Raw genomic sequence first — 21,507 nt, 5'->3', positions numbered from 1 at the left:
CCGGCGCGCAAGGCGTCGGCTTGTCGTACCGGCAATCACCATTGCTCCGTCTGTGCGCAACCGCACAGAGCAGCACCGCGACACGCGCATAGTCACTCTCGCAGTACCGAGTCATCCGATTCCTGACCGACTGGGTAGCGAGCCATGAAACCAGAGCCCTTTGTAGTGACCCCGGACGCGTACGCACGCCCGCTCAACGTCGTGGGCGAGAAAATCACGGTGCTGGCCTCGAGTGCCGCCACGCAGGGCTACGAGGTGTTCCTGCAGCATGGCGAGGAAGGCAGTGGGCCGCCGCCACATAGCCATGACTGGGACGAATCGTTCTACGTCACCAGGGGCAGTGTCGAGATCGGCTATGGCGATCAGGTCTTCGCGGCACCGGTCGGCACGTTCGTCCATATTCCAGCCGGGACGACGCACTCGTTCCGCTTCGGTACCGGCGGGGGCGAGATGATCTCCGTCACCAGCCACGGCGGCAATGCCTCGCATCTCTTCTCGCGCATTGACGAGACGGTCCCTCCGGGCCCGCCCGATCTGGAAAAGCTCCATGCGGTGGCGCAGGAGTGCGGCGTGACGATTCCGGGATGACAGGCCGAGGCCGCGTGATCGCGCGGCAGCCGCCCGAATGGATGGATCAACGCTTGATCTTCACCGCCCGTTTCGCGGCGGTGCCTGCACGTTTGCCGCTGACGGCCTTCGCGCCCGGAGCGGCCACCGCTGTCCGCTCCTTTACCTTGCCTGATGCCGCTGCCGGCAGCGCCTGAGCGGAGCGCATCTGCTGGCTCTCGCTGGTGGTCACGCCAATGGTACGTGCCAGTTGCCGACTGACGCTGATATAGGCGTGCCCCAGCCTGGCATCGAAGTACAAGGAATCCCCGCGTGCCATTCGCACGAACTCGCCATTCGCGAAGTGCACCTCGACTTCGCCGCTCAGCACATAGATGAACTCCTCGCCGGGGTGGCTGGCAAAGACCTCCGGCCCCGTGATGTGCCGCGCGTGGACGGTGGCCACCGTCGGGCTCATCTGTTTCCCGGCCGCCTCGGTACAGAGAAACTCATAGGCAATCGACTGGCCGGTATAGACCACGCCCTGATTGGCACGCGTGACGATGGGCCCCTGGAACGGCGCCGCAGTCTCCCCCGCTCCGGCGAACATCTCGCCCATGTCCATTTGCAGCGCTTTGCCAATAGCCGCGAAGTTGTCGTAGCCGAGCGCAAGCTGGCCACGCTCCGCGCGCGAGATAGTGGTGATGGATACGCCGGACAGCTCCGCAAGGTGGGCCAGCGTCCAGCCGAGCGCCTTGCGCGCGCCGCGCAGGCGCTTGCCGAAGGTCTCCCGGTCCAGCGTGCGCGACGGGTCCACGTGCGCCGAGGCATTAGTCTCTTTCAAGCCAGGATCCTTTCGTGATGACGTGTTGTTGAGCCCGGCACCCCCCCGCGTAGGGGTATGCCCTTGGCATCCGCAATTTATCCGATAATTTGCGTATCCGCAATTTGCGTATTCGCAAATTGTTGAATACACTCGCTGGACCCATGAGCCTGCGCCTCGCCTCGCGCCGGCGTGCAACGTCCCCAAGCACCCCTTGCCAATGACTGCAACCACGGCCCCACTCCGCTCTGACTTTCTGGTAATCGGCGCAGGTATCGCCGGCGCCTCCGTCGCGTACTGGCTCGCGCCGCACGGCAGCGTCACCGTGCTGGAGCGGGAAAGCCAGCCGGGCTATCACTCCACCGGCCGATCCGCCGCGCTGTTCATGGAAAGCTACGGCACGCCTCAGGTGCGCGCGCTGACGATGGCCAGCCATGCCTTTCTCGCAAATCCGCCGCAGGGCTTTGCCACGCATCCGCTGCTGACGCCGCGCGGCGCGCTGATGGTTGCCGCGCCCGGGCAGCAGGCCCTGCTCGACGAGCACTGGGAAATCCTGCGCGCGATGGCGCCCGAGGCCGAACTGCTGACCGCCCAGCAAGCTTGCGAACGCGTGCCCGTGCTGCGCCCGGAGATGGTGATCGGCGCGGTCTACGAGCCCGGCGCGGCCGACATGGATGTCCATGCGATCCATCAAGGCTACCTGCGCGGCATGCGTCAGGCGGGTGGCAAGCTGGTCTGCGACGCTGAGGTCCGCGCCATCACGCGTCATGGCGATGTCTGGCGCGTGGAAGCAGGACATGCCGTCTACGAAGCGCCGGTCGTGCTAAATGCCGCCGGTGCGTGGGCCGACGTGATCGCGCGCCAGGCCGGCGTCTCCCCGCTTGGCCTGCAGCCCTGCCGGCGCTCGGCCTTTGTCTTCCAGCCGCCCGCCGGCATCGACAGCCATGGCTGGCCCATGGTGCATAGCGCCGACGAATCCTGGTACATCAAGCCCGACGCTGGCATGTTGCTCGGCTCTCCGGCCAATGCCGACCCGGTCGAGCCGCAGGACGTGCAACCCGAGGAACTGGATATCGCAATGGCGATCCACCGCATCGAGGAAGCCACCACGCTGACGATCCGCCATCCCGCCCGTACCTGGGCCGGCCTGCGCTCCTTCGTGGCGGACGGCGACCTGGTCGGTGGCTTCGACGATCGCGCGTCAGGCTTCTTCTGGGTGGCTGCGCAAGGTGGCTACGGCATCCAGACGTCCGCGGCCATGGGCGAGACCTGCGCCGCGCTTGCGCGTGGCCTGCCTGTGCCCGCGCACGCCGCGTCCTTCGGGCTGACCGCGGAAATGCTGGGGCCCGCGCGGTTGCGCCGCGCCGTGGCCTCATAGCAGCGGGCCCGGTATCCACGGGCCACACGCAGACGAAACGAAAGCACAACGACAGGTACAACAACGACTCCAGGAGACAGCCGTGCGTGTGTTCAGCGCTTCCCTAGCAACCGAGACCAATACTTTCGCGCCGATGCCGACCGGGCTCGCATCGTTCCGCGACCGTGGTTACTTCCCGGCCGGCCAGCATCCGGACCAGATGACCTTCTTCTCCGGGCCGCTGTGGGCCGCACGCCTGCGCGGCAAGGAGCGCGGCTGGACGTTGCTGGAAGGCATGGTTGCCGGCGCCCAGCCCAGCGGCACCACCACGCGGCACGCCTATGAAACGCTGCGCGAGGAACTGCTGGCCGATCTGCAGGCGGCGCTGCCGGTGGACATGGTGCTGCTTGGCCTGCACGGCGCCATGGTCGCCGATGGCTACGACGACTGCGAGGGCGACCTGCTGCAACGGGTGCGCGCCATTGTCGGACCCGATGTGGTGATCGGCGCGGAACTCGATCCGCACTGTCACCTGTCGCCCGCCATGACCACACATGCCGATCTTCTGATCGCCTTCAAGGAGTACCCGCACACCGATGTGCTCGAACGCGCGATCGAACTGGTCGATCTGTGCGCGGCCAAGGTGGAGGGCAAGATCCGTCCGGTACCGGCGGTGGTCGACTGCGGCATGATTGTCACGGTGCATACGTCGCGCCAGCCTGCGCGTGGTTTCGTCGACCGCATCCAGGCACTGGAAGGCCACAACGGCGTGCTGTCGATCTCGATCGCGCACGGATTCTCCTGGGGCGACGTGCCCGAGATGGGCACCAGGGTGCTCGTCTACACGGACGGCGACGCCACCTCGGCCCAGACGCTCGCACGCCGTCTGGCCGATGAACTGATCGACATGCGCGAGGCGCTCGACGTGCCCTACCCCGGCATCGACGCCGCACTGGACGAGGCACTGGCCTTTGACGGTGGCCCGGTGGTGCTGGCGGATGGCGCGGACAATCCGGGCGGTGGCGCGGCGGGCGACTCCACCTTCATCCTGCGCCGCATGATCGAACGCGGCATCGGCAATGCGGCCATCGGCCCAATGTGGGACCCGATCGCGGCACGCATCGCGTTCGAGGCCGGCGTGGGCGCGCGCCTGCCGCTACGCATCGGCGGCAAGATCAGCCCGCTCTCCGGCGAGCCGCTGGATCTGGATTGCACGGTCAAGGCGCTGATGCCCGACATGGTGATGACCGGCCTGGCCAACGCTCCCATGCAGATGGGCGACAGCGCGCTCGTGGAGGCCAACGGCATCGACATCGTTCTGATCACGCTGCGCAACCAGGCCATGGGAACCGATCTCTTTACCCAGCTTGGCTGCGACCTCGCCGCAAAAAAGATCATCGTGGTCAAGTCGTCGCAACACTTCTACGCGTCCTTCGCGAAGATCGCGCGCCACGTGATCTATGCCGGAGCGCCGGGCGCGGTGACGCTGGACCTGCGCACCCTGCCCTACCGCAAAGTTCACCGCCCGAAGTGGCCGCTCGATCCCGCCTGATTCACGGGACGCTGAGACTCCAATACCAAGACACCTGACAAGCATCAGGACAAAGCAAGACAAGGAGGAGACAAGACATGCAACACCGACCGCTCGCCACGCTCGTCATTGGCGCCCTGTTGCTGGCCGGCACCAGCCTGCCGGCGCAGGCACAGGCACAGGCCCCCGCCAGGACGCTGAAGATCGTGCCGCACGCCGACCTGAAGATCCTCGACCCGACCTTCACCACGGCCTACATCACGCGCAACTTCGGCTATATGGTCTACGACACGCTGTTCGCGCAGGACGCGACCGGCAAGCCGCAGCCGCAGATGGTGGAGAAGTACACCAGCAGCAAGGACGGCAAGCAGTGGAGCTTTACGCTGCGTCCCGGCCTGAAGTTCTCCGATGGCAACGCCGTGACCGCCGCGGACGCCGTGGCATCGTTGCAGCGCTGGGGCGCGCGCGACAGCCTGGGACGCTCGATGGGCGAGGCCGGCGCCGAGTGGAAGGTCGTCGACGCGCGCACCTTCACGCTGACGCTGCAGCAGCCCTTTGGGCTGGTGCTGGAAGCGCTGGCCAAGCCCTCCGGCTTTCCGCCGGTGATCCTGCCCGAACGCCTGGCCAAGCAACCGGCCACCGCCCCGCTGACCGAAGTGGTGGGTTCCGGCCCCTATCTGTTCAAGCGTGACGAATGGGTACCGGGCAACAAGGCCGTGTTCGTGCGCAATCCCAACTACACGGGCCGCCGCGAAGCACCAAGCGGTCTGGCTGGCAACAAGACCAGCCACTTCGATCGCATCGAATGGCTGTACCTCCCCGACGCCAACAGCGCCGTCGCCGCCCTCAAGCGCGGCGAGGTGGACCTGATCGAGCAGTTGCCGCCGGACTACATCACGCCGCTGCGTGCCGATAACAGCCTCAAGGTCGGCTCTGGCGGCACCTACCAGGGAATGCTGGTGATGAACCAGTTGCACCCGCCCTTCAACAATCCGAAGGTACGCCAGGCCCTGCTGCAGGCGGTCAGCCAGGAGCGCTTCACCGCGGCCATGGGTTTCCCGCTGGACATGCGCATGAACTACTGCGCCACGTTCTTCATTTGCGGCAGCCCCAACGACACGGCCGCCGGCGCCGAACCCTTCCGCAAGCCGGATGTCGCCAAGGCCAAGCAGATGCTGGCGGCCTCGGGCTACAAGGGCGAAAAAGTAGTGTTGCTGGTGCCCACCGACATCACCGCGCTGAACGCCGAGGCGCTGATGGCCGCGCAAACCATGCGCAGCATCGGCATCAACGTCGACATGCAGAACATGGACTGGGCCTCGATCGGCGCGCGACGTGCCAAGCGTGACGCGCCGGATGCCGGTGGCTGGAACATGTACGTGACCGTGGCCGGCGAGTTCGACGTCAACACCCCGGTCACCAACGCCTACCTCAGCGCTGCCTGCGGCAACAGCCTGCCCGGCTGGCCGTGCGACAAGCCGCTGGACGAGTTGCGCAGCGCATGGGTGCGCGAGATGGTGCCGGCCAAGCGGCGCGATCTGCTCGATGCCTTCCAGAAGCGCGCCTATGAAACGGTGCCGTACGTGAACGCCGGGCAGTACTCGTCCGCGTTCGCCGCGCGGGCCAATCTGAAGGGCCTGGACAAGCTGTGGGGCGGCGTGCCCACGGTCTGGGCGCTTGATCGCTGAGCGAGTCTGCCATGGGTTACCTGATCCGCCGCCTGCTGGCCACGCTGCCGGTGATGGCCGTGGTGGCCATCGTGGTCTTCCTGCTGATTCACCTGTCGCCGGGCGACCCGGCGGCACTGATCGCAGGCGACCTTGCCACCGTCGAGGACATCGCGCGCCTGCGTGCCACCCTGGGCCTCGACCAGCCGCTGTGGCAACAGTTCGGGCTCTGGGCCGGCCGGCTCGCCAGCGGAGACCTGGGCACTTCCATCTTCACGCAGATGCCGGTGACCGAGCTGCTGGCGCAGCGGCTGGAGCCGACGCTGTCGATCGCCGCGCTGACCATGCTGCTGACGCTGCTGGTATCGGTACCGCTGGGCACGCTGGCGGCCTATCGGGCGGGCAGCTGGATCGACCGGCTGGTGATGCTGTTCGCCGTGCTGGCGTTCTCGCTCCCGGTATTCCTGGTGGGCTACCTGCTGGTCTATGCGTTCGCAATCCAGTTGCCGTGGTTTCCGGTGCAGGGCTATGCCCGGCTGGCCGATGGCGCCGGGGGTTGGCTGCGTAGCCTGGTGCTGCCGTGCGTCAATCTGGCGCTGGTGTACATCGCCCTGATTACCCGCATGACGCGCGCCACGGTGCTGGAAGTGCTGCACGAAGACTACATCCGCACCGCCCGCGCCAAGGGGCTCGGTGTGCTGCCGGTACTCGGCCATGCGCTACGCAACGCGGCCATTCCGATTGCGACCACGGTCGGCACCGGCATCGCGCTGCTGATCGGTGGCGTGGTGGTGACCGAGACCGTATTCGCGATTCCCGGCGTTGGCCGGTTGGTAGTGGATTCGGTGCAACGCCACGACTACCCGGTCATCCAGAGCGTGCTGCTGCTCTCGGCAGGTGCCTACGTGCTGATCAACCTGATGATCGACCTCAGCTACCGGCTGTTCGATCCCCGCATCAAATACTGAGCCGCCATGACCGCTACCCTGCCCTCGAGCCAGGACGCCGCCGCACGGCCGGCAGACGACGACGCGCCGTTCGTGCTGCCGCGCTGGTACTGGGCGCGCAAGCATCCCACCCTCCTCATTGGCGCCGTGCTCCTGCTGGCCGTCGCCGCGCTGGCGATCGCCGCGCCGTGGATCTCGCCGTTCGACCCGCAGGACATCGACCCGCTGGCGCGTATGCAGCCGCCTTCCGCCGAACACTGGTTCGGCACCGATGCGCTGGGCCGCGACGTGTTCAGCCGCGCGGTCTGGGGCGGCCGCGTGTCGATGATCGTCGCCCTCTCGGTCGGCCTGCTATCCACCGTGCTGGGCGTCGCCATCGGCCTGACCGCCGGCTTCGTGCGCTGGACCGATGGCTTTCTCATGCGCGTGATGGACGGGCTGATGGCCATCCCGGGCATCCTGCTGGCGATCGCGCTGATGGCACTGACCCAGGCCAGCCTGGGCGCGGTGATCGTCGCCATCACCATCCCCGAGGTGCCGCGTGTGGTGCGGCTGGTTCGCTCGATGGCGCTGACCCTGCGCGAGCAACTCTATGTCGAAGCCGCACACGCGGTGGGCACGCGGCTGCCGGTGATCCTGCTGCGCCACGTGCTGCCCAATATGGTCGCGCCGCTGATCGTGCAGGCCACCTTCGTCGCGGCGGCGGCCGTGCTGACCGAGGCGGCGCTGTCCTTCCTTGGGGTGGGCGTGCCGGCGCAGACGCCAAGCTGGGGCAACATCATGGCCGAGGGTCGCAACTTCGTTGCCGTGGCTTTCCACATCCTGCTGTATCCCGGCCTGCTGCTGGCCGCCACCGTGCTCGCTATCAACCTACTGGGCGACGGCCTGCGCGATGCGCTCGATCCGCGCCTGGCGCGTCAACTCTGAGATGGGAACTGCCATGACGTCCACCCGCAAGGCGCTCCCCGCCGGCACCCCACTGCTGGAAGTGCAGGACCTGCACGTGCGCTTCGACACCCTGACCGGCCCCGCGCGATCGGTCAACGGTGTCTCCTACACGGTGCGCGCCGGCCAGACACTGGGTGTGGTCGGTGAATCCGGCTGCGGCAAGAGCGTGACCGCGCTCTCCATCATGCGGCTGCTGTCCACGCCACCCGCGCACGTGACAGGTGCCGTCCTGCTCGACGGGACCGATCTGCTCACGCTTAGCGAGCGGGAGATGCGCCGCATCCGTGGCAACCGCATCTCCATGATCTTCCAGGAGCCGATGACCTCGCTCAATCCGGTCTTGACCATCGGCCGCCAGATCGCGGAAACCGTGCGCCTGCACCAGGGGGCGAGCCATGCCGAAGCGCTTGCGCGCGCGACCGACATGCTGCGCCTCGTGCAGATCCCCGAGCCCGAGCGGCGCGCGAACGAGTATCCGCATCAGCTCTCTGGCGGCATGCGCCAGCGCGTGATGATCGCGCTCGCGCTGGCCTGCAACCCCGAGGTGCTGATCGCCGACGAGCCCACCACGGCGCTGGACGTGACCATCCAGGCGCAGATCCTCGACCTGATCCGACGCCTGCAGCAGGAGCTGGGCACCGGCGTGGTGATGATCACGCACGACCTCGGCGTGGTGGCGGAGAGCTGTCATCGCGTGGTGGTGATGTACGCCGGGCGCAAGGTCGAAGAAGCGAACGTGGCCGATTTGTTCGACCGTCCGCTGCATCCCTACACACGCGCCCTGATGGCGTCCATGCCGTCGATGAACACCGGCAGCCGCCGCCTGACCGAGATCCCCGGGCTGGTGCCGTCGCCCCAGCAGCCGCAGCGCGGCTGCGCCTTCGCGCCCCGCTGTGCCCAGGCGCAGGCTCGCTGCCACACGGAAATGCCCCGGCTTTCGGCACAGGGCGCCGACCACTTCGTGGCCTGCTTCGCCGTCGAGGCAAGTCAACCCGATCGCGTCGCGCCTGCCGACAGTACCCCGGAGACCCTTGCATGAACCCCTCTCAGGAACCCATCGTGGCGACTGCGCAGGCCGCGCCGCTGCTGCAGGTGGACGGGCTGCGCAAGCACTACACTGCGCCGCGCCGCTGGCCCTCGCCACCGCCCCGGCCGATCCAGGCGGTTGATAACGTCTCCTTCACGGTCGCTCGCGGCGAAACACTGTCTCTGGTGGGCGAATCCGGCTGCGGCAAGACCACCACCGCAAAGTCCGTGCTGCGTCTGGTAGAGCCCACCGCAGGCTCGGTCAGGCTGGACGGCGAGGAACTGCTGACCCTGTCGCCTGCGGAGATGCGCCGCCGCCGGCGCGAACTACAGATCATCTTCCAGGACCCGTACGCTTCGCTGAGCCCCCGTCTGACTGCGGAAGAAATCGTCGCGGAGCCACTGCGCAACTTTGGGATGCGCTCCCGCGCGGAGCGCGAGGCGCGCGTGCAATGGCTGTTCGGCAAGGTCGGCCTGCGCCCCGAGGCCGCCGCGAAGTATCCGCATGAGTTCTCGGGCGGGCAACGCCAGCGGCTCGGCATTGCCCGCGCACTGGCCATGCAGCCCAAGCTGATCGTGTGCGACGAGCCGGTCTCCGCGCTCGACGTATCGGTGCAGGCCCAGGTCGTCAACCTGCTGATGGACCTGCAGCAGGAGTTCGGCATCGCCTATCTCTTTGTTGCCCATGATCTGGCCGTGGTGCGCCATATCAGCCACCGCGTGGCCGTGATGTACCTGGGTCGCATCGTCGAACTGGCCGATCGCGATGCGCTGTTCTCGACGCCGCGCCACCCCTATACCGAGATTCTGCTGTCGGCCGTGCCGGTGCCAAACCCGCGCGCACCGGCACGGCGAATTCTGCTGCAAGGCGATCCGCCCAGCCCGGCCAACCCACCCTCTGGCTGCCACTTTCATACGCGTTGCCCGCTTGCGCAGCCCATTTGCCGCGAGCAGGCACCGGCGCTGACGGCCCGCCCGTCGGACGCGCCGGGCGGCCACCAGGTCGCCTGTCACTTCCGTTGAAGGACACACCCATTTCATCTCAGGAGACCCGTAGCATGGCTGAGCAGGCTTCGAACCATCATGATCTGCTGATCCGGGGCGGCACCGTGATCGACGGTAGCAAGGCACCGCGATTCACCGCCGACATTGCCGTGCGCGATGGCCGCATCGCCGCTATCGGCAACCTTGCCGGTCACACTGCCGAGCGCACGCTGGACGCCGCTGGCCGCATCGTCGCCCCAGGCTTCATCGACTCGCATACCCACGACGACCAGGCGGTGCTGTCGCAGGCGGCAATGCCGTTCAAGATCTCCCAGGGCGTGACCACGGTGGTGGCCGGCAACTGCGGCATCAGCGCTGCGCCGCTACGCGCCGACATGGACCTGCCGATGCCGCTGGGCCTGATCGATGCACCGCCTGAAGGCCGCTTCACAACCTTCGCCGCCTATCTGGACGCCCTGCGCGCCACCCCCAGCTCGGTGAACGTGGCAGCGATGGTGGGTCACTCCACGCTGCGTGCGGTCACCATGTCCGCGCTGGATCGCCCCGCGAACGACGACGAGATCGCAGCCATGCAGGCGCTGGTCGAGGAAGCGATGCAGGCGGGTGCCATCGGGCTGTCGACTGGTACCTTTTACCCGCCGGCGATCAAGGCCACCACCGAGGAGATCATCGAAGTCTGCCGCCCGCTGAGCGCGCGCAAGGCGCTCTATGTCACGCACATGCGCAACGAGTCCGATCAGGTCATGGAAGCGCTCGAGGAGACCTTCCAGATCGGCCGCGCGCTGGACGTACCCGTGGTGGTGTCGCACCACAAGGTGCAGAACACGCCAAACTTCGGCCGCAGCCGCGTCACCCTGCCCTTTATCCAGGAGACGATGCAGCACCAGTGCGTGTCGCTCGACTGCTATCCCTACACCGCCGGCTCCACCATGATCCGCACCGAACCCGCCATGCTCGAGGGTCGCGTGCGCATCGCCTCCAGCGTGCCGCACCCGGAATGCACGGGCCGCGACCTGGATGACATCGCCCGCGAATGGGGCGTCGCCAAGCAGGAAGCCGCACGGCGGCTGCAGCCCGGCACGGCCATCTATTTTCTGATGGACGAAGCCGACGTGCAACGCATCCTGGCTTTCGACGAAACGATGATCGGATCGGACGGCATCCCGGTCGGCGAGAATCCGCACCCGCGCCTGTGGGGCACTTTCCCGCGTGTGCTGGGGCATTACTGCCGCGAGGTCGGCCTGTTCCCGCTGGAAACCGGGGTCTGGAAGATGACCGGCCTGACCGCGCGCAACTTCGGCCTGCACGGGCGCGGCACGCTGGCGGTCGGCAATCATGCCGACATCGTGGTCTTCGACGCCGGCACCATCCGCGACGCCGCCGACTACGACACGCCCACGCGCCCGGCCGAGGGCATCGACACCGTTATCGTCAACGGCGCCATCACCTGGCACGGCGGGCAGCATACCGGCGCCAGAAACGGCCAGGTCATCAGGCGTCGTCACGCCGCCTGATGACCTGGCGGGAAGCACCGAGGCCGAGTGCCGTGAGCCCCGGCCTCGGATGCTTCCGCGTAGCGGCTAGAAGCGGTGGCGCACCCCCACGGCCACGCCGATCATGTTGTCCGCTCCGGCACCCAGGTAGTAAGCATTGGCAAAACTGATCGCCGACGTGTCGAAGTTCAACCCCGAGTTCTTCGAGTAGGCGGTGGTCAGGTAGACGTCGGTACGCTTGGAGAAGGCGTAGTCGGCGATGAAGGTGACCTGCCACGGGTTCTTCACGTTGAAGCCCGCTACGTTCCTGATATCGTCGTAGTAGTAGGCCAGTGTCAGGCCAAGCGCGGCAGTCGCCTGGTAGTTCGCGCCGATCCAGTAGTAGTTGTCGCGCAACAGCGTCGCGTCGGTGGTCCCCTTGTTCAATCCCCAGCGGTATCCACCCATCACCTTGACCGGCCCGGTCTCATAGCTGGCCGCAAGCGCGACTTTCCGGAATGCGCCGGTTGCCCCCGTTGTCGCGGACAGCGTGGGGTTGTATTGGTCGTAGACCACCGTCGCCCCGAACGGTCCGCCGGAATAGCTCAACGAGGCACCGTATCCGGTATCGCGGCGGAACTGGCCCGCGACCTCGCCGGCACCGGCAACACCGTTGCCGAACGACCAGTAGCCACCTGCGGTGACGCCCCCGAACTTGCCGACATACTTGATGACGTTGTCCGAGCGGTAGTTCAGGCCGAGCTGCATGGCAATCGGCTCGTACTGCACGCCGTAGCGGGTAGGCGAGAAGTCGGCCAGCGCGCTGAAGATCGTGGTGTACTGACGGCCCAGCGTGATGGCACCAACGCTGTCGCTCTGCAAGCCCACATACGCCTGACGGCCAAAGATCCGGCCACCCTGCTGCAACTTGCCGTCGTCGCTGCCAAAGCCGTTTTCCAGCACGAACAGCGCCTTCATCCCGCGGCCGAGATCTTCGGTCCCGCGAATCCCCCAACGCGAGCCAGACAAACCGCCGGGCGTCATGCCTATTTTGCTGTGCGCAGGGCCCGGAAAGCCGGGTTGGGTCGGCGCGATGGAGGAATAGTGGCTGACGTACTCGATGTTTGCATCGACGACGCCATATAGCGTGATCGAACTCTGCGCCAGTACGGGCGCGGATGCAGCACTGAGTACAGCAAATACGGTTCCCTGTTTCATGTTTGATGTCTCCTTGTTGGTCTTGGGTGTTACGGGCACTGCACGAAAAAAAAGGCAAAGCACAGCCAACGCCCCAGGGCGGAAATCCCTGGGGACGGCGTGGTGAAAAAAAGGCAAATGCCGGACTGACCGGGGTCGCGCTGCTACCAGCGCGCCGGCATCATGACCTTCGCAATATGGGGGCGTGAAGAGGAACCTGGAGCTGTGCCTTCAGCTCGGAGGTTGACATTGGCATGGCATCCGGAGATGCCTTTCTAGATTCCAGTGCAGGTACGGGTGCCTGCTGACAATTACTCCGGTTCGATACCTGCTGCCTTGATGGTTTTGGCCCACTTCGCGGTTTCGCTGCGGACAAACGCCGCCAGCTCTTCCGGCGTCGAAGACAGCGGCTGCCCGCCCGTCTTGCCGAAGTGCTCCGCCGCCGCGCTGCTGCCCATGGCCTGCTGGATAAAGCTGCTCATCTGGTCGACGACGGGCGTGGGTGTGCCGGCGGGGAAGAATGCCGCCACCCACGCCGTTAATTCATAGCCCGGCAATCCGCTCTCGTCCATCGTGGGCACGTCCTTGAACAACGGATGCCGCTGTGCGGTAGTCACCGCGATCGCGCGCAGCTTGCCGGCCTGGATCAGCGGCCGCGCCGGCGAGATGTCGGAGATCATGAAGTCGATCTGATGGCCCATCAGGTCGGTCAGCGCCTGGGGCACCCCCTTGTAGGGGACATGCAGCGCTGGCGCTCCGCTCATGATCTTGTAGAGCTCGCTGGCGATACGGGTGGAGGAACTGCCGCTCCCGAACGTCAGCTTCCCCTGCCGTTGCCGGGCCAGCGCCGTCAGATCCGCCACGGTGCGCACCGGGCTGTCGGACGGCACCACCAGTACCAGGCCACTCTTGGCGATCAGCGAAACCGGAGCAAAATCCTTGATGGGATCGTAGGGCAGCTTCTTGAACAACGAGGCGTTGGCCGCGTGCGTGGTGTTGGTGGTGATCAGCATGGTGTAGCCGTCGCCCTGCGCGGTGGCAACGGCCTTTGCCGCGATGAATCCGTTCGCGCCGGGGCGGTTCTCGACCACCACGGACTGGCTCGTCTGCATCGTGATGCTTTGGGCCACATAGCGTGCGCTTTCGTCGGTGCCGCTTCCCGCCGGGAACGGCACGACTACGCGTATCGGCTTGTCCGGATACCCCTTGGTCACGGCCGCCGAAGCCATCTCTGGCGCCGTTGCCGATACAGCCAGGGCGGGGAGCAGCCCGAGAAAGCGCCGTCGGTTGATCTGCTGTTCCATTGTGTCTCCTTCTATTTTTGTCTCTGGTAATCCGTCGCAGCGTCGCGCGTCAGGTCACGGCGTCGTGCGCGCGGATGACGATGAATGCCGAGGGAGCACCACCGGCCGCGATGCGTAGAACATGGTTCTCCGGCACGAAGACCCAATCGCCCGCGATCGCGCGGAACGGGTGATCGCCGACCTGGCCGTCCAGCTTGCCGCTGCGCACGAACAGCACCTGTTCCGCGTCCTGTAACGCGTGGGGGGCCACATAACCGTCGGCGGCAAGTTGCACCATGTAGATATCGAGGAACCGGGCGCCCACCGTCTGATGCGAGATGGCCGGGCTGACCCGCGCGCCCACATAGAAGTCCAAGTCAATCGGCGGCGCATCGGTCGGCACGTCACGTACGTCGCCGGCACCGTCCTGGAGGCGCGGATCGTCGATGCCGTCCGCCACCACGGCGGCATTCGGGTTCTCGCTGTAGGGTGGCGCGTAGACCACCATGACTTGCACCGGCTCTTCGCTCACGACTTCGAAGCGGTGAAACATGCCGACCGCGTTGAAGCTCCAGTCGCCCGCCCTCAGCGTGCGACGGTGGCCCGGCAGCACGCCCACGCCCTCGCCGGCCAGCAGGTAACTGGCCTGTTCGAGGTTCGGGTGTGCATGAGGCAATGCGCCATGGCCACGCGTGATGGTGCCAAGCAGCACCTCTACCCGCCGGGCGCCTACCGTTTCCTTGCCGATGATGCGCTGATTGGCGGTACCGGTATGGTTCGCCGGCGAGTAGGTCGCCACGTCCGCTGCACGCAAAACAAATGGGGATGCCATCGTCTGTCTCCTTGTCACGTTGCGATGCAGGACTAGCGACGCGCTTCAGGAATCGTCAAGTCCGGATAGTGTTCGCTCAGTGTCGCCGGGAGCGCGACATCCAGCACGAAGCGATCACCGCGATACCAGAAGAAGCCGGCCATCAGGACATTGCCGTCGACATCGAGAATCGACCGGGCCATCTTCGCGACCGGCGCGCCAAAGATGTAGCCGAGATCGCGCACCAGCACATAGTCCGCGGGCTCGACCGTCAGCGTCATGTACGTGGCACCCATCCGGTCGCCCACGACCTGACGCAGCAGCTGGACAAGCTTGTGCCGTTTCTCGCCACCGCGCGGAAACCGGGCATATACGGAAGTCGCCACGTACATCTCGATGGCGCAGAACGGTGCACCGTCCTGGATATGGAGCTTGCGCACCATCGCATAGGTGTCGTGTGCCTTGCCGAATCTCGACAGCGCTGTCGGCAGGCTGACGCCGTCCCGCTTCTCGAGAATGCGGATCTCGAGATCGGCGGCGCCAACCGCATCATCGTTGATGGCGGCACGCAGACGCTCGTCGAATCCGGATGGCGCCTTGATGACGTGAGTGCCGCGCCCGCGCTGGCTGCTGATCAGCCCCTCTTCGGCCAGCAACGCGAAGGCCTGCCTCACCGTGACCTTGGCGATCCCGTGGGACTGCGCCATCGCGTCCACCGTCGGTAGCTGGTGACCAATCGGGTACTCGCCCGAGACGATCTTGTGCCGAATGACGCTGGCGAGCTGCCGATAACGGGTTACGCCATCGGTGCCGTCTTCGCCCAGCACGCTGTTGTCATTGGCAGACGTGTTAGCCGTGACCGGGCTCATTGCAGTAGCCCTCGCGGCACGCGTACAGGCATGGTCAACAGAATCTGGGCCATGCCCTTGCCCAGGGGGTCGTTGCGCAGAGATGCCATGCCGCCTCCGTCCAGTGCTGACTCACACACGAAGTTCATTGCGTCGAAGCCTGGAAGGTCGTAGCGCGTCACTGGCCCTTCCACGAGATGCGCCAGCCAGTCCGCCACGCGTGCCGGCGTGACCTCCGCACGCAACAGCGGCAGATACTCGGGCCTGCGTGCGATAAGACCGATGTTCGAGATGTCGCCTTTGTCGCCGCTGCGCCCGTAGGCGAGGCGGATCAGGGGTACTTCGATCGTGTCGTGAGGTCCCGCCATCGGGGCAACGACGTCGATGTCGGGGGCTGGCGCGGTGACGGTTGCATCCGCGCTGTCGCCCAAGGGAATCGACACGGCGCTACGCACCCCGTCCATCACGACGACTGGCGCCAGCGCTGCCTTGTCCAGCAGGAAGGCGTACTGCCGGATCGATGGCGATGGGCTGGCACGCCCGCCTCCGCCAGAGCCCGTGGTGCCGGGTGACCAACTCGTTCCCGCGGCGGCGATCTCCCGGGCGAACAGTTCCAGTGGGGCCTTATCCCGGTGAGTGACGGCAATCCGCATGACGACTTCGCGCGTGTGGCGCGTCGCCGCACGCGGCCCGAAGCAGGATTCCGCGCCGAGCACCTCGATGCGGGTGCGGATATAGTCGCCCCAGCCGTTCTCCTCGAAGATCCGGCGCGTGCGCGCGAGGATGGCTTCCCCGGTGCGCTCCGCCTTGGCCACCGCATCGACACCAATGATCGAAAGCTGGGCATTGCAGCGAAAGCCGTCGATGTAGGTAGCGCTGACCTTGTAGGCACCACCGGGTGCGCGTCCACGCGCCCCGCTGACCTCGACCAGATTCTGACCGATCTGCCGCAGTTCGACGCGCGTGAAGTCACACGTGACGTCAGGCAGCAGGTAAAACGCGGGATCGCCGATCTCGTAAAGGACCTGCTCGCCGACGGTGGCGGTGCTCACCAGGCCGCCTGTGGCAGAAGGCTTGCCGACCACGAAACTGCCGTCGTCGCGACATTCCACCACGGGATACCCGATGTTCGGCCAGTCCGGCACGCTTTCCCAATCGGTATGCAGCCCTCCGGTTGCCTGGCACCCACACTCGATGATGTGGCCGGCCAGACTGCCCTGCGCCAGCCGGTCATAGTCATCCGGCTGCCAGCCGAACTCATGCATCAGCACACCCAGGGTGACCGCACTGTCGACACAGCGCCCGGTAATGACGATCTGGGCGCCATGATCCAGTGCCTGGCGAATCGGCAACGCGCCCAGATAGGCATTGGCGCTGACGACCTTCTCCGGCAGGGGGCGACCCTTCTGCATGTCGCGCACGCCCGCGTCGCGCAATTGCGGCAGCAGCGGCATCACGTCGTCGCCTTCGACCACGGCAATGCGGAGCGTGAGACCCTGTTCCGCCGCCAGCGTGGCGATGGCCTCGGCGCACCCGTGTGGATTCATCCCACCCGCGTTGCTGATGACACGAATGCCACGCTCTGCGATCTCCCCGATCAGGCTCTTTATGGTCACCGTCACGAAATCCGTGGCATAGCCAAGCTCCGGCTTGCGCAGCCGGGCGGAAGCCAGGATCGACATGGTCAGTTCGGCCAGGTAATCGAACACCAGATAATCAATGTTCCCGTGGCGCACCAGTTGCGGCGCGCCTACGCTGCTGTCACCCCAGAAGCCGGATGCGCCGCCGATGCGGATCGTTTTTCCTGTCATGCGTGTGCTCCTATTTGCCGGTCCAGCCGGGCCGGCGTTTCTCACGGAAGGCAAGCTGCCCCTCGCGGGCATCTTCGGTCATGGCCAGCAGGCCGATCTGGCTTTCCGTAAACGCCATCGATTGCGCGAAAGGCATGTCTTCGACGTGCTTGAGGGTGTAAAGGCCGCGACGGATGGCCGTCGGCGACTTGTCGAGCAAGCGCCCCAGCAACCAGTCAATCCTGCCGTCCAGATCGTCATCGACATAGTTGACCAGCCCTGCCGCGAGCGCGTCGGCGGCCGTAATCGGTTCACCGCACAGGCACATCTCGTTGAGCAGCCGGCGCGGCACCAGCGACTGCAGCACGCTCAGCACCTGTGCCGGAAACAGGCCAACCTTGACCTCGGGGAGACCGAAGATCGCACTTCCGCGGGCCACGGCCATGTCGCACATCGCCATCAGCCCCATTCCACCGGCCATGCAGGCGCCGTTGACACGGGCGATCAGCGGAATCGTGGATTGCCGGGCCACACGGAGGAGGTCCGCCAGCCCGAGGTAGGGATCCGAGTAGTCGAACGCGAAGGACTTGCCACTCTGCAAATCCGCGCCGGCGCAAAAGGCCTGTTCGCCCACACCGGTAATGACGATGGCCCGAATCGCGCCGTCACGATTGGCGCCGACGATGGCCTCGCGAAGTCCCTGCACGACTGCTGGGCTCATGGCGTTGCGTCGTTCGGGTCGGTTGATGGTCAACGTGAGAACGGCTCCCCGGACTTCGCTCCTGAGTTCTTCAGTCATTGTCTGCTTCCTTTTCGATCGATGCCATTCTGGTGGCCTGCCTGGAGGCACCCGATGCCATGAGCGCGTCAATCGCCGCATCGTCGTAGCCGGCTTCGCGCAAGACTTCGCGGCTGTGCTCTCCCAGGGCCGGCGCATGGCGGCGCCCCGCCGGAGGCGTTCCGTGCCACTCGCTCGGCACCGCCATCTCGCGGATACGGCCAACCACCGGATGATCCGATTCCGTGAAAAAGCCGATATCGTCCAGATGCGGATCATCGAGTAGCGACTCGAAGGTATGCATCGGAAAGACCGGTATGTCGGCCTCTTTCAGCAAGGCGCGCCATTCGTCTGTCGTGCGCCGGATCATCTCGTCGCTGACCATGCCGTAGAGCTCGGTAATAGACGCGGTGCGGGTGGTGATGTTTGCAAAGCGCGGGTCCGTGTCATACAGCTCCGGCTTGCCAATGACCTTGAGGAAGGTGCGCCAATGATGATCGTGATAGATCAGGCAGCAGACGTAGCCATCCTTGGTCCTGTATGGCCGCCGCTCGGGTGACAGCAGGCGCGGATAGCCGAAGTCTCCCTTTGCGGGAACGAACGTCTCCCCATACAGATGGTCGCCCATGACATAGGGGACCATGGTCTCGAACATAGGAACATCGACACGTTGCCCCTTTCCAGTACGCGCCTGCGAATAGAGCGCCGCGCAAATCACGCCGAAGGCATAGAGGCCCACCGAACGGTCGGCAATGGTGATTGGCAGGTAGCGCGGGATATCGCCGGAGCCGAGCGATACGGCCAGCGGCAGGCCGGTGGCCGCCTGGATCAGATCGTCGAATGCGGCCTGTGGCGCGTAGCGTCCGCGCTGCGAGAAACCGAACATGCCCACATAGACGATGCGAGGATTGATTGCTGCGATCGACTCGTAGTCCAGCCCAAGCCGCTGCATCGCCTGTGGGCGCACGTTGTAGGCCAGGACGTCGGCATCCTTGACCAATCGCAGCAGCGCGTCCTTGCCCGCGTCGGTCTTCAGATCCAGCACGAGGCTGCGCTTGTTGCGGTTGAGACCAAGGAACAGCGGCCCCAGTTTCTCGTCGCCGCAGGGGCCGATGCGGCGTGTGCTGTCGCCCTCTGGCGACTCCACCTTGATCACGTCGGCGCCCAGGTCGGCCAGCATCTGGGTGGCTGACGGCCCCATGAATACGGACGTGATGTCCACCACTTTCACGCCGGCCAATGGGCCGGTTGTCTCCTGTTTCTTCATACTTTTGTCCGCAGTTTGGCTACGTCGACCCATTGGCGAAGCCTCCCATGGGCCAGCGTCAATTAGTTCTATAAATAGAACTATAGATGAAACGCCATCACGGATCAAAGTCCGCGTTTACCCCAGCTGCGGCTTGACGACTCGACGGCCCTGGCCTGTTCCGCGCAGCGGAAGCCCCGCACCACGATGGCGCCACAGGTGCTACGCTGCATCCACTTCCCAACAGACACGCGACCATGACCACCACGACGCCCCCGGCTTTCGAGACGCTTCAGTACGCCGTGCAGAACGGCATTGCCACGATCTCGCTTCACCGCCCCGAGAAGATGAACGCGTTCACACACCAGATGTGTGAAGACCTGATCGCGGCATTTGACGCGACGGATGCCGACGACAATGTGCGCGCCGTGGTCGTGACCGGCAGCGGCCGCGCGTTCTGCGCGGGTGCCGACCTGTCCAGCGGGGGCGCCACCTTCGACTACGAGAAGCGTTATGGATCGACCGGCGTGAAACGTGACGGCGGCGGCCGGGTCGTGCTGCGCATTTTCCGCAGCCTCAAGCCGGTCATCGCTGCCGTGAACGGCGCCGCGGTTGGTGTCGGCGTCACCATGCAGTTGCCGATGGACATCCGCATCGCCTCGACCGACGCAAAGTTCGGCCTGGTGTTCGCACGGCGGGGAATTACGCCGGAAGCGGCTTCGTCATGGTTCCTGTCGCGCGTCGTGGGGATTTCGACGGCACTGGAATGGTGTTTTTCGGGTCGCGTGTTCAGCGCGCAGGAAGCGCACGAGCGCGGACTTGTGCGTTCGCTCCATGCGCCCGAGGATCTGCTGCCGGCGGCCTATGCCATCGCCAGGGAGATCGCGGACAACGCCGCCCCGGTTTCGGTCGCCATGGCGCGCCAGATGATCTGGCGCATGGCAGGAGCCGCTCATCCCATGGACGCCCACAAGGTGGATAGTCGCGCGATCCAGTCGCGCGGTCAGTCGGACGATGCGAAGGAGGGGATTGCGAGCTTCCTCGAGAAGCGTCCGGCACAGTTCCCGAACCGCGTATCGAGCCAGATGCCGGACTTCTTCGACTGGCAGGGCGAGCCAGACTTCGAGTAAGCCGCCAATCGCCGGCGATTCGCGAGCCGAGGCGGTTCGCGAGTCGTCGTCAGAGGATGGCTCGGCTATCGCAGCTTGAGCAGATCCTCATACAGCGTGCGTGGCACCGTCACGCCCGCCTCATCGCTCCTGGCTCGCGCGGCGTAGCGACGTTGCGACGGCAAGCGCGCGCCCTGACTCGTGATTGCCTCGAACAGGCTCTCGGCTTTCTCCAGATACTCGCTGGCCCGATCGCCCAGAAAGACGGTCGGATCGAATGCCAGCAGCAGTTCGCCATGACATGGCGTGGCCCCCGCGCCCGCATCGAACGCCATCGATTCGGCACTTGTCATGTCGCCGATCAGCGGGCCGGCCATCAGTTCGATCATCGCGGACAACGCAGACCCCTTGTGCCCACCGAACGTCAGCATGGCGCCTTTCAGCGCCGCCAGTGGGTCGGTCGTCGGGTTCCCGTCCGCATCGATGGCCCACCCTTCCGGCAGCACCTTGCCTTGCCGGCGATGAAGCTCGATATCGCCTCTGGCGATCGCGCTGGTCGCAAAGTCGAAGACAAATGGCGTTCTGCCCGGACGCGGCCAGGCGAACGCCAGGGGATTCGTTCCGAATACCGGTTTGGTTCCGCCGGCAGGGGCCACCCACGCGTGGCTGGGCGTCATGGCCATCGCGACCAGTCCTTCACTCGCCAGCGTTTCCACCTCGGGCCAGAGCGCGGAGAAGTGAAAGCAGCGATTGATGGCCATGGCCGCCAGACCGCATTCCCGGGCTTTCCGGATGAAATGCGGCAGGCCGGTCTGAAACGCCAGCAGCGAGTTGCCGAAGCGGGCATCGACCCGAACGATCGCTTTCGCCTGATCGACGACTTCCGGCACCGCGTGGCCATCCACCTTCCCGTTGCGAATGGTATGAACGCAGACCAGCAGGCGATACAGGCCATGAGACTGGCACTCGTCTCGCTGGCCCGCGACAATCACGTCAGTGATCGCCTTGCTGTGCGCCTCGGAATAGCCGTTCGTTTGCAGAACGTTGAGCGAAAGCTCGCGTACCTCCGCGAGCGAGAGCTGGATGGTTTCCGACATTGATCTGCGATGCCTCCTTATCGTTG

19 protein-coding genes are annotated in these 21,507 nt (G+C 65.6%); 10 read left to right on the top strand and 9 right to left on the bottom strand.

What is annotated here, in order from left to right; translation table 11 throughout:
• Window positions 1-144: 144 nt before the first annotated feature.
• Entirely contained in the window at window positions 145-588 is a 444-nt protein-coding gene (locus K6G35_RS23865) for a cupin domain-containing protein (protein WP_286881911.1), read from the top strand.
• A 46-nt stretch (window positions 589-634) separates the two neighbouring features.
• Here the strand turns inward: K6G35_RS23865 and K6G35_RS23860 are convergent, their stop codons facing one another.
• Entirely contained in the window at window positions 635-1,390 is a 756-nt protein-coding gene (locus K6G35_RS23860; RefSeq protein ID WP_035883936.1) for a helix-turn-helix domain-containing protein, read from the bottom strand.
• A gap of 199 nt (window positions 1,391-1,589) precedes the next feature.
• On the opposite strand from K6G35_RS23860, the gene K6G35_RS23855 reads away from it, so the two are divergent.
• From K6G35_RS23855 to K6G35_RS23820, 8 genes are all read left to right on the top strand, one after another.
• Window positions 1,590-2,747 carry an NAD(P)/FAD-dependent oxidoreductase gene (locus tag K6G35_RS23855; protein WP_035883938.1) on the top strand — a complete coding sequence of 386 codons (1,158 nt, stop codon included), beginning with the start codon at window positions 1,590-1,592 and terminating at the stop codon, window positions 2,745-2,747.
• An 82-nt stretch (window positions 2,748-2,829) separates the two neighbouring features.
• Entirely contained in the window at window positions 2,830-4,278 is a 1,449-nt protein-coding gene (locus K6G35_RS23850) for a M81 family metallopeptidase (protein WP_495676429.1), read from the top strand.
• A gap of 77 nt (window positions 4,279-4,355) precedes the next feature.
• Entirely contained in the window at window positions 4,356-5,945 is a 1,590-nt protein-coding gene (locus K6G35_RS23845) for an ABC transporter substrate-binding protein (RefSeq protein WP_495676428.1), read from the top strand.
• Between the two features lie 11 nt (window positions 5,946-5,956).
• Entirely contained in the window at window positions 5,957-6,892 is a 936-nt protein-coding gene (locus K6G35_RS23840; RefSeq protein WP_008642556.1) for an ABC transporter permease, read from the top strand.
• A 6-nt stretch (window positions 6,893-6,898) separates the two neighbouring features.
• On the top strand, window positions 6,899-7,798 hold the full coding sequence (locus K6G35_RS23835) for an ABC transporter permease (protein WP_286881909.1): 900 nt from the start codon (window positions 6,899-6,901) through the stop codon (window positions 7,796-7,798).
• A 1-nt stretch (window position 7,799) separates the two neighbouring features.
• Entirely contained in the window at window positions 7,800-8,858 is a 1,059-nt protein-coding gene (locus K6G35_RS23830; RefSeq protein WP_495676427.1) for an ABC transporter ATP-binding protein, read from the top strand.
• On the top strand, window positions 8,855-9,868 hold the full coding sequence (locus tag K6G35_RS23825) for an ABC transporter ATP-binding protein (protein WP_495676426.1): 1,014 nt from the start codon (window positions 8,855-8,857) through the stop codon (window positions 9,866-9,868). The genes K6G35_RS23830 and K6G35_RS23825 overlap by 4 nt, the downstream gene beginning before the upstream one ends.
• 35 nt (window positions 9,869-9,903) lie before the next feature.
• The gene (locus K6G35_RS23820; protein WP_495676425.1) at window positions 9,904-11,364 is read left to right on the top strand and encodes an N-acyl-D-amino-acid deacylase family protein; all 1,461 of its coding nucleotides are present in this window, start codon (window positions 9,904-9,906) and stop codon (window positions 11,362-11,364) included.
• A 66-nt stretch (window positions 11,365-11,430) separates the two neighbouring features.
• Here K6G35_RS23820 and K6G35_RS23815 read toward each other — a convergent pair whose 3' ends face one another.
• The 7 genes from K6G35_RS23815 to K6G35_RS23785 form a co-directional block, all read right to left on the bottom strand.
• The gene (locus K6G35_RS23815; RefSeq protein ID WP_008642545.1) at window positions 11,431-12,540 is read right to left on the bottom strand and encodes a porin; all 1,110 of its coding nucleotides are present in this window, start codon (window positions 12,538-12,540) and stop codon (window positions 11,431-11,433) included.
• 290 nt (window positions 12,541-12,830) lie between these two features.
• Window positions 12,831-13,823 (bottom strand): Bug family tripartite tricarboxylate transporter substrate binding protein, encoded by a 993-nt coding sequence (locus K6G35_RS23810; protein ID WP_186426168.1) that lies wholly within the window; start codon window positions 13,821-13,823, stop codon window positions 12,831-12,833.
• 49 nt (window positions 13,824-13,872) lie between these two features.
• On the bottom strand, window positions 13,873-14,634 hold the full coding sequence (locus K6G35_RS23805; RefSeq protein ID WP_008642542.1) for a cupin domain-containing protein: 762 nt from the start codon (window positions 14,632-14,634) through the stop codon (window positions 13,873-13,875).
• Between the two features lie 32 nt (window positions 14,635-14,666).
• Entirely contained in the window at window positions 14,667-15,482 is an 816-nt protein-coding gene (locus tag K6G35_RS23800; protein ID WP_008642541.1) for a GntR family transcriptional regulator, read from the bottom strand.
• Entirely contained in the window at window positions 15,479-17,272 is a 1,794-nt protein-coding gene (locus K6G35_RS23795) for an acyclic terpene utilization AtuA family protein (RefSeq protein ID WP_495676424.1), read from the bottom strand. Before K6G35_RS23795 ends, K6G35_RS23800 begins: the two co-directional genes overlap by 4 nt.
• Window positions 17,273-17,282: 10 nt before the next feature.
• The gene (locus K6G35_RS23790; RefSeq protein ID WP_186426170.1) at window positions 17,283-18,050 is read right to left on the bottom strand and encodes an enoyl-CoA hydratase/isomerase family protein; all 768 of its coding nucleotides are present in this window, start codon (window positions 18,048-18,050) and stop codon (window positions 17,283-17,285) included.
• A complete protein-coding gene (locus tag K6G35_RS23785; RefSeq protein ID WP_495676423.1) occupies window positions 18,043-19,296 on the bottom strand; it encodes a CaiB/BaiF CoA transferase family protein in 1,254 nt (417 codons plus the stop codon). Before K6G35_RS23785 ends, K6G35_RS23790 begins: the two co-directional genes overlap by 8 nt.
• A 236-nt stretch (window positions 19,297-19,532) precedes the next feature.
• Between K6G35_RS23785 and K6G35_RS23780 the strand changes: the two genes are divergently transcribed.
• Window positions 19,533-20,405: a crotonase/enoyl-CoA hydratase family protein gene (locus K6G35_RS23780; RefSeq protein ID WP_008642536.1), complete on the top strand. Its 873-nt coding sequence runs from the start codon at window positions 19,533-19,535 to the stop codon at window positions 20,403-20,405.
• 65 nt (window positions 20,406-20,470) lie between these two features.
• On the opposite strand, the gene K6G35_RS23775 is transcribed toward K6G35_RS23780, so the two are convergent.
• A complete protein-coding gene (locus K6G35_RS23775) occupies window positions 20,471-21,481 on the bottom strand; it encodes an Ldh family oxidoreductase (RefSeq protein WP_495676422.1) in 1,011 nt (336 codons plus the stop codon).
• Between the last annotated feature and the right edge of the window lie 26 nt (window positions 21,482-21,507).

This window comes from Cupriavidus sp. HY129, assembly GCF_059492215.1.
Note: the sequence above shows the minus strand (reverse complement) of the source record. Positions and strands in the feature narration are given on the sequence as shown.